The 15,191-nt window shown below is 73.3% G+C and carries 12 protein-coding genes and 1 pseudogene; 8 read left to right on the plus strand and 5 right to left on the minus strand.

The window, feature by feature from the left end; all coding sequences use genetic code 11:
* Positions 1 to 51 precede the first annotated feature (51 nt).
* Positions 52 to 1,497, plus strand: coding sequence for an aldehyde dehydrogenase family protein (locus IE318_RS15335; RefSeq protein WP_189900639.1), 1,446 nt, complete (start codon positions 52 to 54; stop codon positions 1,495 to 1,497).
* A gap of 417 nt (positions 1,498 to 1,914) precedes the next feature.
* Here the strand turns inward: IE318_RS15335 and IE318_RS15340 are convergent, their stop codons facing one another.
* Positions 1,915 to 2,361: a MarR family winged helix-turn-helix transcriptional regulator gene (locus tag IE318_RS15340; protein ID WP_189900641.1), complete on the minus strand. Its 447-nt coding sequence runs from the start codon at positions 2,359 to 2,361 to the stop codon at positions 1,915 to 1,917.
* Between the two features lie 108 nt (positions 2,362 to 2,469).
* On the opposite strand from IE318_RS15340, the gene IE318_RS15345 reads away from it, so the two are divergent.
* On the plus strand, positions 2,470 to 3,399 hold the full coding sequence (locus IE318_RS15345; protein WP_189900643.1) for an alpha/beta hydrolase: 930 nt from the start codon (positions 2,470 to 2,472) through the stop codon (positions 3,397 to 3,399).
* A gap of 160 nt (positions 3,400 to 3,559) precedes the next feature.
* Here IE318_RS15345 and IE318_RS15350 read toward each other — a convergent pair.
* Together IE318_RS15350 and IE318_RS15355 are read right to left on the minus strand one after the other, a co-directional pair.
* Positions 3,560 to 4,630: pseudogene (locus IE318_RS15350) on the minus strand (glycoside hydrolase family 3 C-terminal domain-containing protein); the annotation flags it as partial.
* Positions 4,631 to 5,053: 423 nt separating this feature from the next.
* Positions 5,054 to 6,067, minus strand: coding sequence for a LacI family DNA-binding transcriptional regulator (locus tag IE318_RS15355; RefSeq protein WP_189900645.1), 1,014 nt, complete (start codon positions 6,065 to 6,067; stop codon positions 5,054 to 5,056).
* Between the two features lie 312 nt (positions 6,068 to 6,379).
* Here IE318_RS15355 and IE318_RS15360 point away from each other — a divergent pair, with 312 nt between their 5' ends.
* Positions 6,380 to 7,135, plus strand: coding sequence for a CDP-alcohol phosphatidyltransferase family protein (locus tag IE318_RS15360; protein WP_189900684.1), 756 nt, complete (start codon positions 6,380 to 6,382; stop codon positions 7,133 to 7,135).
* Here the strand turns inward: IE318_RS15360 and IE318_RS15365 are convergent.
* A complete protein-coding gene (locus IE318_RS15365) occupies positions 7,098 to 7,550 on the minus strand; it encodes an FAD synthase family protein (protein ID WP_189900647.1) in 453 nt (150 codons plus the stop codon). The two genes, IE318_RS15360 and IE318_RS15365, sit on opposite strands and share 38 nt — an antisense overlap.
* Before the next feature lie 285 nt (positions 7,551 to 7,835).
* Between IE318_RS15365 and IE318_RS15370 the strand changes: the two genes are divergently transcribed.
* From IE318_RS15370 to IE318_RS15380, 3 genes are read left to right on the plus strand one after another with little or no spacing between them, the layout of a single operon-like run.
* A complete protein-coding gene (locus IE318_RS15370) occupies positions 7,836 to 9,065 on the plus strand; it encodes a glycosyltransferase (RefSeq protein ID WP_189900686.1) in 1,230 nt (409 codons plus the stop codon).
* Positions 9,062 to 10,693, plus strand: a complete 1,632-nt coding sequence (locus tag IE318_RS15375; RefSeq protein ID WP_189900649.1) for a lipopolysaccharide biosynthesis protein — start codon at positions 9,062 to 9,064, stop codon at positions 10,691 to 10,693. The genes IE318_RS15370 and IE318_RS15375 overlap by 4 nt, the downstream gene beginning before the upstream one ends.
* Positions 10,690 to 11,919, plus strand: coding sequence for an MATE family efflux transporter (locus IE318_RS15380; RefSeq protein ID WP_189900651.1), 1,230 nt, complete (start codon positions 10,690 to 10,692; stop codon positions 11,917 to 11,919). The genes IE318_RS15375 and IE318_RS15380 overlap by 4 nt, the downstream gene beginning before the upstream one ends.
* Here the strand turns inward: IE318_RS15380 and IE318_RS15385 are convergent.
* Positions 11,879 to 13,372 carry a hypothetical protein gene (locus tag IE318_RS15385; protein WP_189900653.1) on the minus strand — a complete coding sequence of 498 codons (1,494 nt, stop codon included), beginning with the start codon at positions 13,370 to 13,372 and terminating at the stop codon, positions 11,879 to 11,881. The genes IE318_RS15380 and IE318_RS15385 overlap by 41 nt on opposite strands.
* A 91-nt stretch (positions 13,373 to 13,463) precedes the next feature.
* Here IE318_RS15385 and IE318_RS15390 point away from each other — a divergent pair, with 91 nt between their 5' ends.
* Both IE318_RS15390 and IE318_RS15395 read left to right on the plus strand, forming a co-directional pair.
* Positions 13,464 to 14,048: a WcaF family extracellular polysaccharide biosynthesis acetyltransferase gene (locus IE318_RS15390; RefSeq protein ID WP_229903528.1), complete on the plus strand. Its 585-nt coding sequence runs from the start codon at positions 13,464 to 13,466 to the stop codon at positions 14,046 to 14,048.
* On the plus strand, positions 14,045 to 15,160 hold the full coding sequence (locus IE318_RS15395; protein ID WP_189900657.1) for a glycosyltransferase: 1,116 nt from the start codon (positions 14,045 to 14,047) through the stop codon (positions 15,158 to 15,160). Before IE318_RS15390 ends, IE318_RS15395 begins: the two co-directional genes overlap by 4 nt.
* Positions 15,161 to 15,191: the final 31 nt, after the last annotated feature.

Here is a 15,191-nt window from a genome sequence, read left to right on the forward strand (position 1 = left end):
CCGTTGTCGGCGCAAGCACACACTCCGACGCGGAAGGGCCGGGACTCCTCTATGACTTCCACCCACGCCTTCTGGCTCGCCGGCCGCCAGGCCACCGGCGAGGACACCTACGACGTCACCTCCCCGTGGGACGGCCGGCTGGTCGGCAAGGTCAGCGTGCCGACCGACGCCCAGGTCGAGGAGGCCGTGGCCGCCGCGCACGCCGTGCTGGACGAGTTCGCCGCCACCCCGGCCCATGTGCGCGCCGCCGCCCTGGACCACGTCAGCAAGCGGCTGGCCGAGCGCACCGAGGAGATCGCGCAGCTGATCTCCGCCGAGAACGGCAAGCCGATCAAGTGGGCGCGCGGTGAGGTCGGGCGTGCGGTGTCCGTGTTCCGCCTCGCGGCGGAGGAGGCCCGCCGCTTCAACGGCGGCGAGGCCCAGCGCCTGGACACCGACGCGGGGGGCCAGGGCCGCCTCGCCGTCACCCGCCGCTTCCCGAAGGGTGTCGTCCTCGGCATCGCGCCGTTCAACTTCCCGCTGAACCTGTGCGCGCACAAGGTGGCCCCGGCCATCGCCGCCGGCGCTCCGATCATCCTCAAGCCGGCCCCGGCCACCCCGCTGTCCGGCCTGATCCTCGGTGAGCTGCTGGCCGAGACCGACCTGCCGGCCGGATCCTGGTCCGTGCTCACCGTCACCAACGACAAGATGCCCCCCCTGGTGCAGGACGAGCGGCTGCCCGTCATCTCCTTCACCGGCTCCGACAAGGTCGGCTACGCCATCGAGGCGTCGGTGCCGCACAAGCACTGCACCCTGGAGCTGGGCGGCAACGCTGCCGCGGTCGTCCTCGCCGACTACTCCTCCGACGCCGACCTCGACTGGGCCGCGAGCCGCATCGCGACCTTCTCGAACTACCAGGCCGGCCAGTCCTGCATCTCCGTGCAGCGTGTGATCGCCGACGCCTCCGTCTACGACCGCCTGCTGCCGCGCATCGTCGCCGCGGTCGAGGCGCAGGGCACCGGCGACCCGTCCGACGACGCCACCGACGTCGGCCCACTGGTGAGCGAGGACGCCGCCAAGCGCGTCGAGTCCTGGGTCGACGAGGCCGTGAACGCGGGCGCGAAGCTGCTCACCGGCGGCAAGCGCGACGGCGCCTCCTACGCCCCGACCGTCCTCGCCGACGTCCCGGCCGGTGTCACCCTCGCCACGGAGGAGGTCTTCGGCCCGGTCCTCACCGTGCAGAAGGTCGACGGCGAGACCGAGGCGTTCGCCGCGGTCAACGACTCCAAGTTCGGCCTGCAGGCGGGTGTGTTCACCCGCGACCTGCAGACGGCGTTCCGCGCCCACCGCGCACTGGAGGTCGGCGGCGTCGTCATCGGCGACGCCCCGTCCTACCGCGCCGACCAGATGCCGTACGGCGGTGTCAAGCAGTCCGGCGTGGGCCGCGAGGGTGTGCGCTCGGCCATGGACGACTACACCTACGAGCGTGTCCTGGTCCTGACCGGCCTCGCTCTGTAAGGCCCGGCGACGGATCACCGACGACGGCCGCAGCCCGCTGTGCGGGGGCTGCGGCCGTTCCGCTTTTGCCCGCCTTGAACTGCAGAGACGGACGGAGAGGTCGTCAGCTATCAGGTGAAGTGGCGGGCCGACGGCAAGCGCACGGGTGAGTGGCAGCACGAGCGGTTCGACGGAGACGAGGCCGGCAAGACGGCGGCCGAACTGTTCAAGAACGCCGTCGACGAGGCTGGGCAGAACTGGCCGCCGGGCTGGGTCAAGGGCCGACCTGCCGGCGTCCTGACCCGCTCACCACGCCCCGGCCGCGCCCCGGCCGGGACCCCTGACCCCTTTCAACCGTGCAATGCGTTCTGCAAGCACTGCTTCGTCTCGGCGACCAAGCGCGGCGAGTACATGCCGCTCCAACTGGTCCGGCGGCGGCTATCCCGGCCGGCCGTGGGTGCCCGCCTCGAGGGTTGCGCGAAGGACGGCCAGGGTCGAGGCGATACGGGCCAGGTCGTCGGAGGGAACCGCCGCGGTCAGGGAGATGAGCTCGCTTTCGACAATGGGGCGGGAAGCGGACAACTGCTTCTCGCCCGCGGAGGTGAGGCGGAGGACGGACGAGCGGCGGTCCTGGGGATGCGCGACCCGCAGGCACCAGCCCGCAGCCACCAGCCGGTCGACCGCCTTGCTGACGGCCCCCACGGTGATCGCCAGTTCGCTGACGATGTCGAGCACGCGGCACCCCGGCACGCGGTCGATGATCTCCAGAACTTCGAACTGTCCCAGCCCCAGCCCTAGTTCGGCGCGCAACCGGGTGTTCACCGCGTTGTAGAGCCGGGTCTCGACGCGGACCAGATCGGTGAAGGTCTGGGTGATGCGGTTCACATTGGCTCCAATAGATTCCCAGGAATCATCTTCCTTGGAATCCGGTTGGGTCCGAACAGATGGATTCCAAGGAATTCATTTTCGCACCCCGACCCATGGAGACCCCGCATGTCCCGAGAGCAGCGCGACGCCCTGGACGCCATACTCCGTTCCGCCCCCCGCAGCGAGACGCGGCCCACTCCCGAGGAGCAGCGCAGCGGATTCGCCGCGGCTGTCACCCGCCCCACGCCGGAAGGCATGGTCACCCGTAGGACCGTCCTGGGCGGGCGACCGGCACTGGAGCTGGAGCCGGCCGAAGCCTCCGGCCGCGGCCGACTGCTCTACCTGCACGGTGGCGGCTACGTCATCGGCTCACCGGACACCCACGCAGGCCTGGTCGGTGAACTGGCCCGCCGCGCGGGGCTGCGCGCGACGTCGGTGGATTACCGGCGGGCGCCCGAGCACCCTTTCCCCGCAGCTGTCGACGACGGGCTCGCGGCCTACCGCGAGCTGCTGGCGTCGGGCACCGACCCACGGGACCTCGTCATGGCCGGTGACTCCGCCGGTGGCGGCTTGAGCATCGCCACGCTGCTCGCCGCCCGGGAGGCCGGGCTGCCGCAACCAGCCGCCGTGGTCGTCTTCTCCCCCTGGGTCGACCTCACCCTCGCCGGCGGAAGTATCCGTTCCAAGGAGAGCGCCGACCCCATTTTCACAGAGGCCGACCTACGTGCCTACGCCGATCTCTACGTCGGCGCAGGCGACAGGGCGCATCCCCTGGCCAGTCCGGTGTTCGCCGGCCTCACCCGACTGGCCCCACTTCTCGTGCAGGTCGGGGCGAACGAGGTGCTCCTCGACGACGCGGTCCGGCTGGCCGGCCGTGCGGGTGCCGACGGCGTCGAGGTCACGCTCGAAGTCGGCCCCGGCCTCCCGCATGTCTTCCAGCACCACTACGGTCGCCTCGACGAGGCGGACGCCGCACTCGACCGCGCCGCCCGCTTCCTCACCGCCCACCTGAGCGCAGGGCGCCCGGACGCCGACCTTCTCGAACCGGTCCACTGACACCGGTCCGGACGGCCTCCACGTGATGTCGGCGACGGCCGCAGGAGCACCATCGCCGACATCACGGGTTCAGTCCTCTCGCTGATCAAGTGGATGGTGGGCCCGGCGGCCCGGCGGCCCGGAGGGCGCCGGGCCCACTGTGCCGGCTCCTTCCGGACCCTCAACCGGAGAAGCCGACGCGCGCGAGCCGCAGCGTGCCGCGCAGCACGAGGCGGACGTCGTGCACGCCGTCGGCGGTGAACCCGGCGCGGACGATGGCGTACTCGTACGGGTCCGACGTGGACGTGGCCGGAGCCGGGGTGAGGACGGCGAGGGCCGGGCCGCCGTCCAGGGAGATCTCGGCGGCGCCCTCACCGGACAGCTCGGCGGTCACCCCCCGTGCGCCCTCCCCGAAGTCGCAGCTCCGGTAGACCAGTTCGCCCGTCCTGCCGGTCGCCGCCGTCACCGCGTCGCCCGACGTCCTGGACCGGTCGACGATCTCGATGCCGGACTGCTCGTCGAAGTCGGCGGCCTCCAGGCCGCGTTCGCGCACCGGGCGGGGCGCGGCGGGTTCGCCGTCGAGGGTGAGGGTGGTGCGCAGACGGATGTCCTCGCTGGAGGCGCCGACGAGCAGTTCGTAGGGGCCCGGCTCCAGGCGCCGGCGCCCCTGGGCGACGTCCCAGAACGCGAAGGCGGACAGCGGGAGTCCGAAGACCGCCTCCAGTGAGCCGCCCGGGGCGAGCGTCACGCGGCGGTGAGCGGCCAGTTCGCGGCGCGGACGGGGGACCGAAGGGTTCATTGCCCGCAGGTAGAGCTGGACCACCTCGTCCGCGGTGACGTCCCCGGTGTTGGTGACGGTGCAGGAGACGCGGACCGTCTCGCCGTCGGCGCGGGCGCTCAGGCCGTCGTAGGCGAACGACGCGTAGGACAGCCCGTGCCCGAACGGGAACAGCGCGGTGCCCTCGAAGTAGAGGTAGGTCTGGCGGCTGCCGATGACGTCGTAGTCGAGCAGGCCGGGCAGGTCGGAGTCGTCCGCGTACCAGGTCTGCGGGAGCCGGCCGGCGGGAGAGACGTCGCCGGCGAGCACCCGGGCCAGCGCGGTGCCGGCCGCCTGCCCGCCGTGCGCGGTCCACAGCATCGCGCGCAGCGGTGCGGGGTCGACGGCGTACGGGTACGCCGAGACCAGCACCAGCGCCGTGTTCGGGGTGGCGGCGCGGGCGGCGCTCAGCAGCCGTTCCTGGTGGCCGGGCAGGAGCGCGCCGGGCAGGCCGTCGAGGACCGGGCCGCCGAGCCGGGCGCGCACCCGGACCGCGTCCGGACCCCACGGCTCGACGCGCACGGTCTCCTGACGGCCGCTCCACTCCAGCGCGCCGTCCCGCTCACGGAACGTGCCGACGGTGGGGGAGGACTGGGCGAGGCCGACCTTGGGCCGGAGCGCGGCGGGCGCCTCGGCGGGCGTTTCGGCGGATGCCTCGGGAGCGTTTCGGGCGGTGCTGCGGCGGGCTGGTTCACGGGCGTGCTCCTGAAGGGTGCGGGCAGGGCGATGCCCCCGGTGGAGAGAGCTCCGCGTACGGAGGGAGGATCAGGGCGCGTACGGCGTGGGGTGCGGCGTGGAGGATGTGCGGGCGGTGCGCAGGGATCCGGACGAGGAGGGCGTGCGGGCGGTGCGCGTGGGTCAGGGTGCGGACGGGGCCGGTCCCGAGCTGGCCCGGACGGTGAGTTCGGGGGCGAGGAGCACCACCTCGTCCCGGCCGCGCCCGTCGAGCTTGGCCACCAGGTGCTCGACCGCGCGGCGGCCCATCTCCTGGGCGGGGACCGCGACGGAGGTCAGCCGCACCGAGGCCTGGACGGCGACCTGCTCGGGGCAGATCGCGACCACCGAGACGTCCTCGGGCACGGCCCGGCCCTGCTGGCGCAGCAGGGCGAGCAGCGGTTCCACAGCGGACTCGTTCTGCACGACGAAGCCGGTGGTGCCCGGACGCTCGTCGAAGATGCGGGCGAGGGTCGCGGCCATCGCGTCGTACCCGCCCTCGCAGGGGCGGTGCAGCACCTTCAGGCCCAGCTCCCGGGCGCGGGAGCGCAGCCCGTCCAGGGTGCGCTCGGCGAAACCGGTGTGCCGCTCGTAGACGGCGGGCGCCTCGCCTATGACAGCGATGTCGCGGTGGCCCAGCACCGCCAGGTGTTCCAGGCACAGCGCGCCCGTCGCGCCCCAGTCCAGGTCGACGCAGGTCAGGCCGGTGGTGTCGGCGGGCAGGCCGATCAGGACCGAGGGCTGGCCGGTCCCGCGCAGCAGCGGCAGCCGCTCGTCCTGGAGTTCGACGTCCATGACGATCATCGCGTCGGCCAGTCCGCTGCCGGTCACCCGGCGCACGGCGTCGGGGCCCTCCTCGCCGGTGAGCAGCAGGACGTCGTAGCCGTGGGTGCGGGCGGTGGTGGCGACCGCGATGGCGATCTCCATCATCACCGGCACGTACATGTCCGTGCGCAGTGGGATCATCAGGGCGATGATGTTCGACCTGCTGCTGGCCAGGGCGCGGGCGCCGGCGTTCGGGTGGTAGCCGAGCTCCCGGATGCTCTGCTCGACCCGCTGCCGGGTGCTCGCGGAGATGGACCGCTTGCCGCTGAGGACATAGCTCACCGTGCTCGCCGAGACTCCGGCGTGCTGGGCGACCTCGGCGAGGGTGACCATCCAGCTCTCCAAGCTTTGTGAAGCGCTTCGACTGGCGCGCGTTTCCGACAGGAACTGTATAGGGGTGGTTCGACAGTAGCTTCAGTGAGAGTGGGTGTCCATAGTGTGTCGAAGTGTGTCGAAGCGCTTCGACTGCTTCGATCGTCTTCCCCGCGAGCCGAGCGCCGACACGGGCGGTGATCCGCGACGGGACTCCTCGGCCGATCCTCGGCGCAACTCCTCTGACCGGAACGTCCACCATGTCATCATGGCGCTTGCCGTGGCACCGGGGGTGGTGCCGTTACGGGGACGCGAGGGGGGCTCGTGGGGACGATGGTGCTGGGGGAGCTGCGCGGGGCGCAGAAGTCGGCGAAGGGCGTGTCGCTGTACTCGCGGTACGTGAACCGGCCGGCGGGCCGCTATCTCGCGGCGGGCGCGTACCGGGCGGGGCTCACCCCGAACCAGGTCACGCTGGTCAGCGCGGCGTTCACCCTGGCGGGGATCGCCGCCGTGGCCCTGATACGCCCCTCCTGGCCGCTGGCTCTGACGGTGTACGCCGCCCTGGTCCTCGGCTTCGCCTTCGACTCCGCCGACGGGCAGCTCGCCCGGCTCACCGGGAAGGGCGGACCGGCGGGGGAGTGGCTGGACCACGTGGTGGACTGCGTGAAGATGGTCGCCCTGCACACGGCGGTGCTGATCTCCTTCTACCGCTTCTTCGACCTCCCGGGCGACGGCTGGCTGCTGCTCCCGCTCGGCTTCCAGCTGGCGGCCGTGGTCACCTTCTGCGGGGGGCTGCTCACCGAGCAGCTCAAGCGCGCCGCCGCCGAGGCCGCCACCCGGGCGGCCTCGGCGACGGCCGGGAACCCGGGCGGCGGCGCGCCGGCCGCGGCCCCGCCCTCCCGGCTGCGGGCGGTCGCCCTGCTGCCGGTGGACTACGGGGTGTTCTGCCTGGTGTTCCTCACGCTGGGCGCGCCCGGGCTGTTCCGCGCGGTCTACGCCGTCCTCGCCGCGGTGCACGCCCTCTTCCTCGTGGCGTTCCTCGCCAAGTGGTTCAGGGAGCTGTCCGCGCTTCCCCGGAACCCGGCGTGACCAGCGCGTTCAGCGCCCTGGTGAGCAGGGTGCTGGAGGTGTGGACGGTGTACGGGAAGTACACGACCTCCACGCCGACGGCCGCGAAGTCACGCTCGAGCTTCTCCCCCTTCTCGGTACCCCGCCAGTCGTCGCCCTTGAAGATCACGTCGAAGCGGACCTGCTTCCAGGTCTCGAGCTTGTCGGGCACGGTCTCCACGAACGCCGCGTCCACGTGCCGGACGCTGCGCACGATCTCCAGCCGCTCCGGCAGCGGGACCACGGGCCTGCGCCCCTTGGCGAGCTCGGCCATCTCGTCCGACACCACGCCGGCGACGAGGTAGTCGCACTGGCTGCGGGCATGGCGCAGGATGTTCAGGTGGCCGATGTGGAACAGGTCGTAGACCCCGGGTGCATAACCGACACGATGGACCATGCGTTCTCCCCCCACGGTGAACGTCACGAGTGCGCGTCACGAGTGACCGCCACGGCGGACGCCGTGCGCATGCCGCGGCGAACGCCCACCCGTCTAAACCACTCGTCAAAGACGATTGACGGTCCAACGACCTTACTGTGAAGCCACCCTGGAGATCCGGTGAACGGTTAAGGTGGACCAGGATCACTTCTGGGGGGAAGGGGACCAGTGTTGACCGGATTCGAGTCCGGCCGGGCCGGCGAAGAGCAGGACCAGCGGGGCGCGCTCACCGGCCGCTGCCTGCTGCTGGTCTCCACCAACTACGCGCCCGAGCACACCGGCATCGGCCCCTACGCCACCCAGCTGGCCGAACACTGGGCGGCCCGCGGCGCCGACACGCATGTCCTGGCGGGCATGCCGCACTACCCCTCGTGGCGGCTCGACCCCGAGTACTCGGGCTTCTGGCGGACCACGGAGTCGCGTGGCGGGGTCACCGTGCACCGGCGCCGGCACACCGTGCCCGCCCGTCAGACCGCCCTGCGCCGGGCCCTGTTCGAGGCCTCGCTGCTCGCCCACCAGCTCGCCGCCCCGCCCCGCATGCCCCGCCCGCACGCCGTCGTCGCCCAGATGCCGTCCCTGGCGGGCGCGGTGGCCGCGGCCCGCATCGCCCGCCGCCACCGGGTGCCGTTCGTGCCCGTCGTACAGGATCTGATGGGCGCGGCGGCCGCACAGAGCGGGATCAGCGGCGGCGACAAGGCGGCCGCCGTGGCCGCCCGCGCGGAGCGGTACGCGCTCGGCCGGGCCGCCCTCGTCGGCGTCATCCACGACAGCTTCCGGCCCCGCGTGGAGGCCATGGGCGTCGACCCGGGCCGCATCCGGCTGGTGCCCAACTGGTCCCATGTCGCCCGCCCCTCGCGCCCGCGCGCCGAGACGCGGGCCCGCCTCGGCTGGCCCGAGGACCGCCAGGTCGTCCTGCACTCGGGGAACATGGGGCTGAAGCAGGGCCTGGAGGTGCTCGTGGAGGCGGCCCGGCTCGATCCGGGCCTCGACGTCGTCCTCATGGGCGACGGCAACCAGCGCGCCGCCCTCCAAGAGCGCGCCCGCGACCTGCCCAACCTGCGCTTCCTCCCGCCCGCCGCCGAGGCGGACTTCCCCGACGTCCTCGCCGCCGCGGACGTCCTCGCGGTCACCCAGCGGGCCTCCGTGCTCGACATGAGCGTGCCGTCGAAGCTGACCTCCTACTTCGCCGCCGGACGGCCCGTGATCGCCTCGGTGGCGGACGAGGGCGGCACGGCCGACGAGGTGCGCCGTTCGGGCGCCGGGGTGCTGGTCCCGCCGGAGGACCCGGCGGCCCTGCTGAAGGCGCTGAAGGACCTGGCGGCCGACCCGGAGGCCGCCGACCGGCTGGGGGCCCGCGGCCCCGCGTACGTGGACGAGCGGCTCAGCCGCGCGGCCGGACTCGGCCGCCTGGACGACCTGCTCGCCGAGGCACTGGAACAGGGCACCACCGCCCACGAAGGAGCGGCACGCGCATGAACGAAGAGGCACGGGGGCAGCAGGACGAACCGGAGCTCCTGCGCGACCAGGTGCAGCAGGTACTGCGGCACCGCGTCCTGGTGGGCTCGGGCCTGCTCGCCGGGCTGCTCGCCGGCTCCTGGTTCGCCTTCGGCTCGGCGCCGACGTACGAGTCCTCCAGCGAGGTCCTCGTCCGCGCGGCCACCGTCAACCCGTACGTGTCGAACGGGGTCGCCGCCGACAAGCAGATCAACATCGGCAGCGAACGCCAGACCGCCGCGGGCAACACCGTGGCCGCCCGCGCCGCGCAGAAGCTCGGCCGCGGCACCTCCGAGGTCGGCGCACTGCAAAGCCACCTCCAGGTCACCAACCCGCCCAACACGCTGGTGCTGAAGTTCTCCTACGTCGCCGGCACGCCCAAGGCCGCCGCCGAGGGCGCCAACGCGTTCGCCCAGGCCTATCTCGACTACCGGGAGAAGCAGACCGCCGGCACCGTCGCCAAGATGGTCCAGGGCTACAAGGCGCAGCTCGACCCGCTCGCCAAGCAGCGCGACGACCTGATCAAGGAGATCAACCGGCTCCAGGGCGACACCGAGAAGAGCACCGTACTGGCCGCGCAGGCCAACCTGCTCGGCCAGATCACCCAGCTCACCAACAACATCACCGAGCTGAAGTCCCTGGACACCACGGCGGGCTACGTCACGGTGACCGCCGAGCCGCCGAAGAAGGCCGAAGGCCTCGGCACCCCGCTGCTGATCGCCCTCGGCGGTGTGCTCGGCCTGGCGGTCGGCCTGCTCGGCGCCTGGCTGCGGATGATCTTCGACCCGTCGGCCCGCTCGGCCGAGACCGTGGCCCGCGCCCTGCGCGCCCCCGTCCTCGGCGTCCTGCCCAAGGCCCCCGACGGGCCGCTGCTCGCCGCCGACGGCGCCCTCGCCGAGCAGTACCGCTCGGTGGCGTTCCGGCTCGCCTACGACCGCCACTTCGCCGACCGCCGCAGGCTGCTCGTCGTCGAACCGAACGGCGAGGGCACCACCGCGGGGGCCGTCGCCGTGAACCTCACCGCCTGCTTCGCCGAGACCGGCATGTCCGCGCTGCTCGTCGAGGCCGACCTGCGCCGCCCGGGCCTGGCCGGCCGGCTGCCGGAGGCGTCCCGCGGACGCGCCGCCTGGGCCACCGGCCGCTCGGGGGACGGCACGCCGTGGCCCGCCGGCCGGATCGTCACGGTCGACGCGGGCGAGTCCGGCACCTTCGAACTCGTCCCCGGCACCCGTGTGCCGCACGTGGCCCGCACCCTCACCTCCCCGGCGACCACCCGCCTGCTGGACCAGGCGGACGCGCCGGGCACCACGGTCGTCGTCCTCGCCCCGCCCGTGCTGTCCTACGCCGACGCGCTCGCGCTCGTCGACCGCGTGGACGGAGTGGTCGTGGTCTGCGACCCGCGCACCACAGCCCGCACCGCGCTCGAACGGGTCCGCGAACTCATCGACGGGGCCGGCGGCCAGGTCCTCGGCGCCGTCCTGCACCCCGGCGCGCGCCGCCGGGGGAAGAAGCGCCGCCGGGCCACGAAGGCCGCCACCGTCCCGGTGCCCTCCACCCCGCTGCACGACGAGACCGTCCCCCTGAACACCCTGTCCTCGGGCAGCCGGTGAGAGCCCGCACCGCCGTCGTCTGCTCCGTCCTGGACCAGGCGGTCAGCGCGCTCACCAACATCGCCGTCCTGGTCCTGGTCGCCCGGCACAGCCAGGCCGCCACCTTCGCCGTGTTCGCCACCGCCTACGTCGTCTTCAGCGTGCTGCTGGGCGCGTTCGGGGCCTACGTCGGCCAGGAACTGGTGCTGCACCGGGGCGAGCCGGAGACCCTCGGGCGCGCCTGCCGCGGCGCCGCCGCGTTCACGGCGACCGCCTCCACCGTGCTGGGTGCCCTGCTCGCGGGCGGCGCCACGCTGGCCTCCTCGGACGCGGCCGTGTACGGGGCGCTCGGCCTGGTCCTGCCGATCACCCTCACCCAGGACACCCTGCGGTACTGCTTCTCCGTGCTGCGCACCCCCCATCTGGCGCTGCTCACCGACCTGGTGCGGCTCGGCGCGGCACTGCCCCTGCTGGCCGTGCAGCCGAACGGCGCCTCCGCCGCCCGGACGACGCTGGTGTGGGGGCTGTCCGCGCTGCCCGCCCTGCTGCTCGCCCTGGCCCTGCTGCGTCCGCACGTCCGCGGCGCGCGCACCGACCTGAAGCGCTATGTCGCCCGCGGCCACCTGGGCCGCCGCTTCCTGGTGGAGTTCGGCGTCGGCAACGCCACCAGCCAGCTCGCCGTCCTCGCCCTCGGACTGTTCGCGACCCCGCTCGCGGTGGGCGCGCTGCGCGGCGCGACCACCCTCTTCGGCCCGCTGAACGTGGCCTTCAACGCGGCCACCGGTTTCGGCCCGCCCCTGCTCACCCGGCATCCCGCACCCCGCCGCGCGGCCCTGGCCGCGGGCTGCGCGCTCGCCGCGGTCGCGGCCGGCTGGGCGGCCGTCCTGTACGCGCTGCCCACCCACTACGGCCGTCAGCTCCTCGGCGACACCTGGGAGTCGGCGGCCACGGTGCTGCCCGCGACCGGCGCCCAGTACGCGGCCATGGCGTTCGGCGTGTGCGGGCTGCTCGCGCTGCGCGTGCTCGCGCCGCGCACCACGCTGCCGGTGCAGCTGGTGTTCTCGCCGGTCTCGGCCGGGCTGCTGCTCGCCGGGTACGCCTGGGCGGGCGTCGCCGGCGCGGCCTGGGGGCTGTGCGTCGGCTCGGTGCTCAAGGGCGCGGCGGCCTGGTGGAAGGCCGCCCGCCGGCCCGAGAGCAGGGCGGCCGTCAGCGCAGCTGCCGCCACCGCTCCGGGCGCAGTGTCGTGATCAGCGCCAGGCACATCACCCCGATCGCGATCCGCCCGGACGCCTGGAGCAGCGGCCCCCGCAGCAGGATGAAGGAGTAGCCGGCGACGAGCGGGACGGCCAGGGTGAGGATGCTCGCCGGGCCGGCCCGCACCACCTTGTGCGCGTAGCGCCGGTCGACGCGCGCCGCCACCCAGCCGATCAGCCCGAATCCGGCGACCATCCCCACCGAGCCGAAGTCCAGCCACAGTTCGGTCCACAGCGGGGAGGAGCGGTTGGTGTTGGCCGCCGCCATCCACTCGCTCACCATCACCCCGGTGTCCTTGGGCTTGGACGTCCACACCGAGCGCGGCACGAAGAACAGCACCGAACCGGTCAGCTGGCGGCCGTAGGTGTGACCGTTGCCCGCGTCGACGTAGGTGATGGTGTTGGCGAACATCGCCATCTGGTCGTAGTCCTTCTCCACCAGCGGGTCGAGGACCGAGGAGCTCTGCCGGGCGGCGGGCGTGTTCGCGCTGTCGTAGCGGAACTTGTCCGCGAACGGGAAGATCAGCACGGCCGCGGCGACGCCCAGCGTCAGCGCCGTGCGGTACATGGTGGGGCTCTGCGGGAACACCGTGAACAGCAGGGCGAGCAGCACGGTCAGGAACCAGTAACGCGGGTTGGAGATCGGGTTGTTGACGACCAGGTTCACGCCCGCCAGCGCGGCCAGCGTCAGCCACGGCAGCGGGCGCCTGCGCGCCCTGGGCGAGGTGATCAGCCAGCGGGTCACCACCATCAGCGCCAGCAGCGCCGGGACCGTGCCGAAGCCGCGCAGTATCGCCGTACCGGCCTGCGAGCCGCCGTCGCCCAGCCCGCTGTCGTCGATCGACTGGGTGATCTCCATCCGGCTGGAGAAGAACACCCCGAGCCCGCCGAGCTTGAGGACGAACAGCCCGCTGCCCGCGAAGGCCAGCGCCACCAGCAGCGCCAGGCGCCTCCGGGCGACCATCGCGGGCCGGAACACGGTACGGGCCGTCGGCCGCACCCCGGGCCGCACCAGCAGGGCACCGGCGTCGAAGGCCGCGCACGCCGCCAGCACCAGCCCGACCGCCAGCGCCAGATCGCTGCGGGAGCCCGCCACCGGCACCGGGTAGGTGCCCAGGACGGTCTGCGCGAGCGGCGCGATGCCCATCGCCATGTAGACGAACAGCCAGAACGTGCCCTGGAGCAGCTTGCGGTGCCGGCCCAGGATCATCGTGGACAGCCGGGCGCCCGCGTACACCGTGAGGACCAGCTGCAGCCAGTACGCCTGGTCGCGCAGCCCCGCGCCCTGCCGCAGCGTGACGAACGCGGGCAGCAGTACGGTCAGGCCCAGCACCAGCGGCAGCGCCAGCACCCGTCGCAGGGCGCCGGGCAGTACCCGCGCGGCGGCGGGCGTCTCGACCGCGTGCGGCGCACGAGCCGCACGCGTCGCGTGAATTCCCGCCGTCATGAACCCCCCTGTCGCTTTTCGTTCACAGAGTCTACGGATTTGTGTGCGAGTGACGGTGGAAATCCCTAGGGTGGATCCGGAGGGGGAACACGTGCGCGATCTAAGAACGTTCACACTGTCCGGATACGACAAGGGGCGCGGGATCGTCACCCAGGCGCTCTGGTTCTGCGTGATGAACACGCTCTTCATGGCGTGGTTCTGCCCGGCCCGGCTGCGCGTTGCGCTGCTGCGGGCCTTCGGCGCGCGGATCGGTGAAGGGGTGCTGATCCGGCACCGGGTCCGGGTGCTGTGGCCGTGGAAGCTGGCCGTCGGGGACCACACGTGGATCGGCGAGGGCGCCTGGCTGCTGAACCTGGAGCCGGTCACCATCGGCTCCCATGTGTGCGTCTCCCAGGAGGCGCTGCTGTGCACCGGCAGCCACGACCACCGCACCACCGACTTCCGCTACCGCAACGCGCCGATCCGGGTGGAGGACGGCGCCTGGATCGCCGCACGGGCCACCGTGCTCGCCGGGGTGACCGTCGGACGGCACGCGGTGGTCTCCGCGGGCACGGTCCTGAACCGCGACCTGCCGGAGCTGACCCTGTACACGGCCGACGGCACCCGCGCGCTGAAGGAGCCCGCACCGCACCCGGCCCTGAAGGCGACGAAGGCCGTGAAGGAGCGCGCCCGGTGAGAGCTCTGCACGCCGTCACCCTGCACACCCCCACCCAGTCCTTCGGCGGCCCCGTCCGGGTCGCCGTGAACCTCACCACGGGGCTCGCCGCCCGCGGCGTCGACAGCAGGATCGTCGCCCTCGGCTCCGGCTTCGACGGGCCGCTGCCCACCGACGTCGACGGCCGCCCCGCCCGTCTCTACCCGGCCCGCCGGGTCCTGCCCGGCGCCGGCTTCAGCGGGATCACCTCACCCGCGCTGCTGGCCGGCGCCCGCCGCCTGGTGCGCGACGCCGACGTGGTCCATGTCCACCTCGCCCGCGACCTGGTGACCCTGCCCCTCGCGCTGGCCGCGCTCGGCGCCCGGCGCCCGCTGGTGGTGCAGACCCACGGCATGGTCGACCCCAGCGACAAGGCGCTCGCCAAGCTGCTCGACCTGCTTGCCGTACGCCGGGTGCTGCGCCGCGCCTCGGCCGTGCTGCACCTGACCTCCTACGAGCGCAAGGGGCTGGACTCCGTGCTCGGCGGCCCCGACCCCGGCAACGGCGTACGGCTGGTCAACGGCGTCCCCGCGCAGGACCGCCGCCCGCACCCGCCCGGACCGCCCCGGCTGCTCTATCTGGCCCGTATGCACGCCCGCAAGCGCCCCGCCGACTTCGTCGCCGCCGCCCCCGAGGTGCTGCGCCGCCACCCCGACGCCCGCTTCGTGCTCGCCGGGGCCGACGAGGGCGAGCTGGGCACGGCGCTGAAACTGGCCGGGGAACTGGGCGTGGCCGCCTCCGTCGACTACCTGGGCACCCTCGCTCCTGGCGCCGTCCTGGACGAGCTGCGCCGCACCCATGTGCACGTACTGCCGTCGGTGGACGAGCCGTTCCCGATGTCGGTGCTGGAGGCGCTGTCGGTGGGGGTGCCGTCGGTGGTGACCCCGACCAACGGGCTCGCCGACGACCTCGCCCGCACCGGCGCCGGCCGCGTCTGCCCGGACCCGCGGCACCTGGCCGGGCAGATCCTGGACCTGCTGGACGCCGACACCGGCGAGCGCGCCTCGAAGGCCGCCTGGGAACTGTCGCGCACGTCCTTCTCCCTGGACGCGGTCACCGACCGGCTCCACACCCTGTACCAGTCCCTGCGCTGAGCCCGCCGGCCGTGGGGGCCGCGTTCCGGCG

It is taken from the genome of Streptomyces spiralis (assembly GCF_014654675.1).
Taxonomy (GTDB): domain Bacteria; phylum Actinomycetota; class Actinomycetes; order Streptomycetales; family Streptomycetaceae; genus Streptomyces; species Streptomyces spiralis.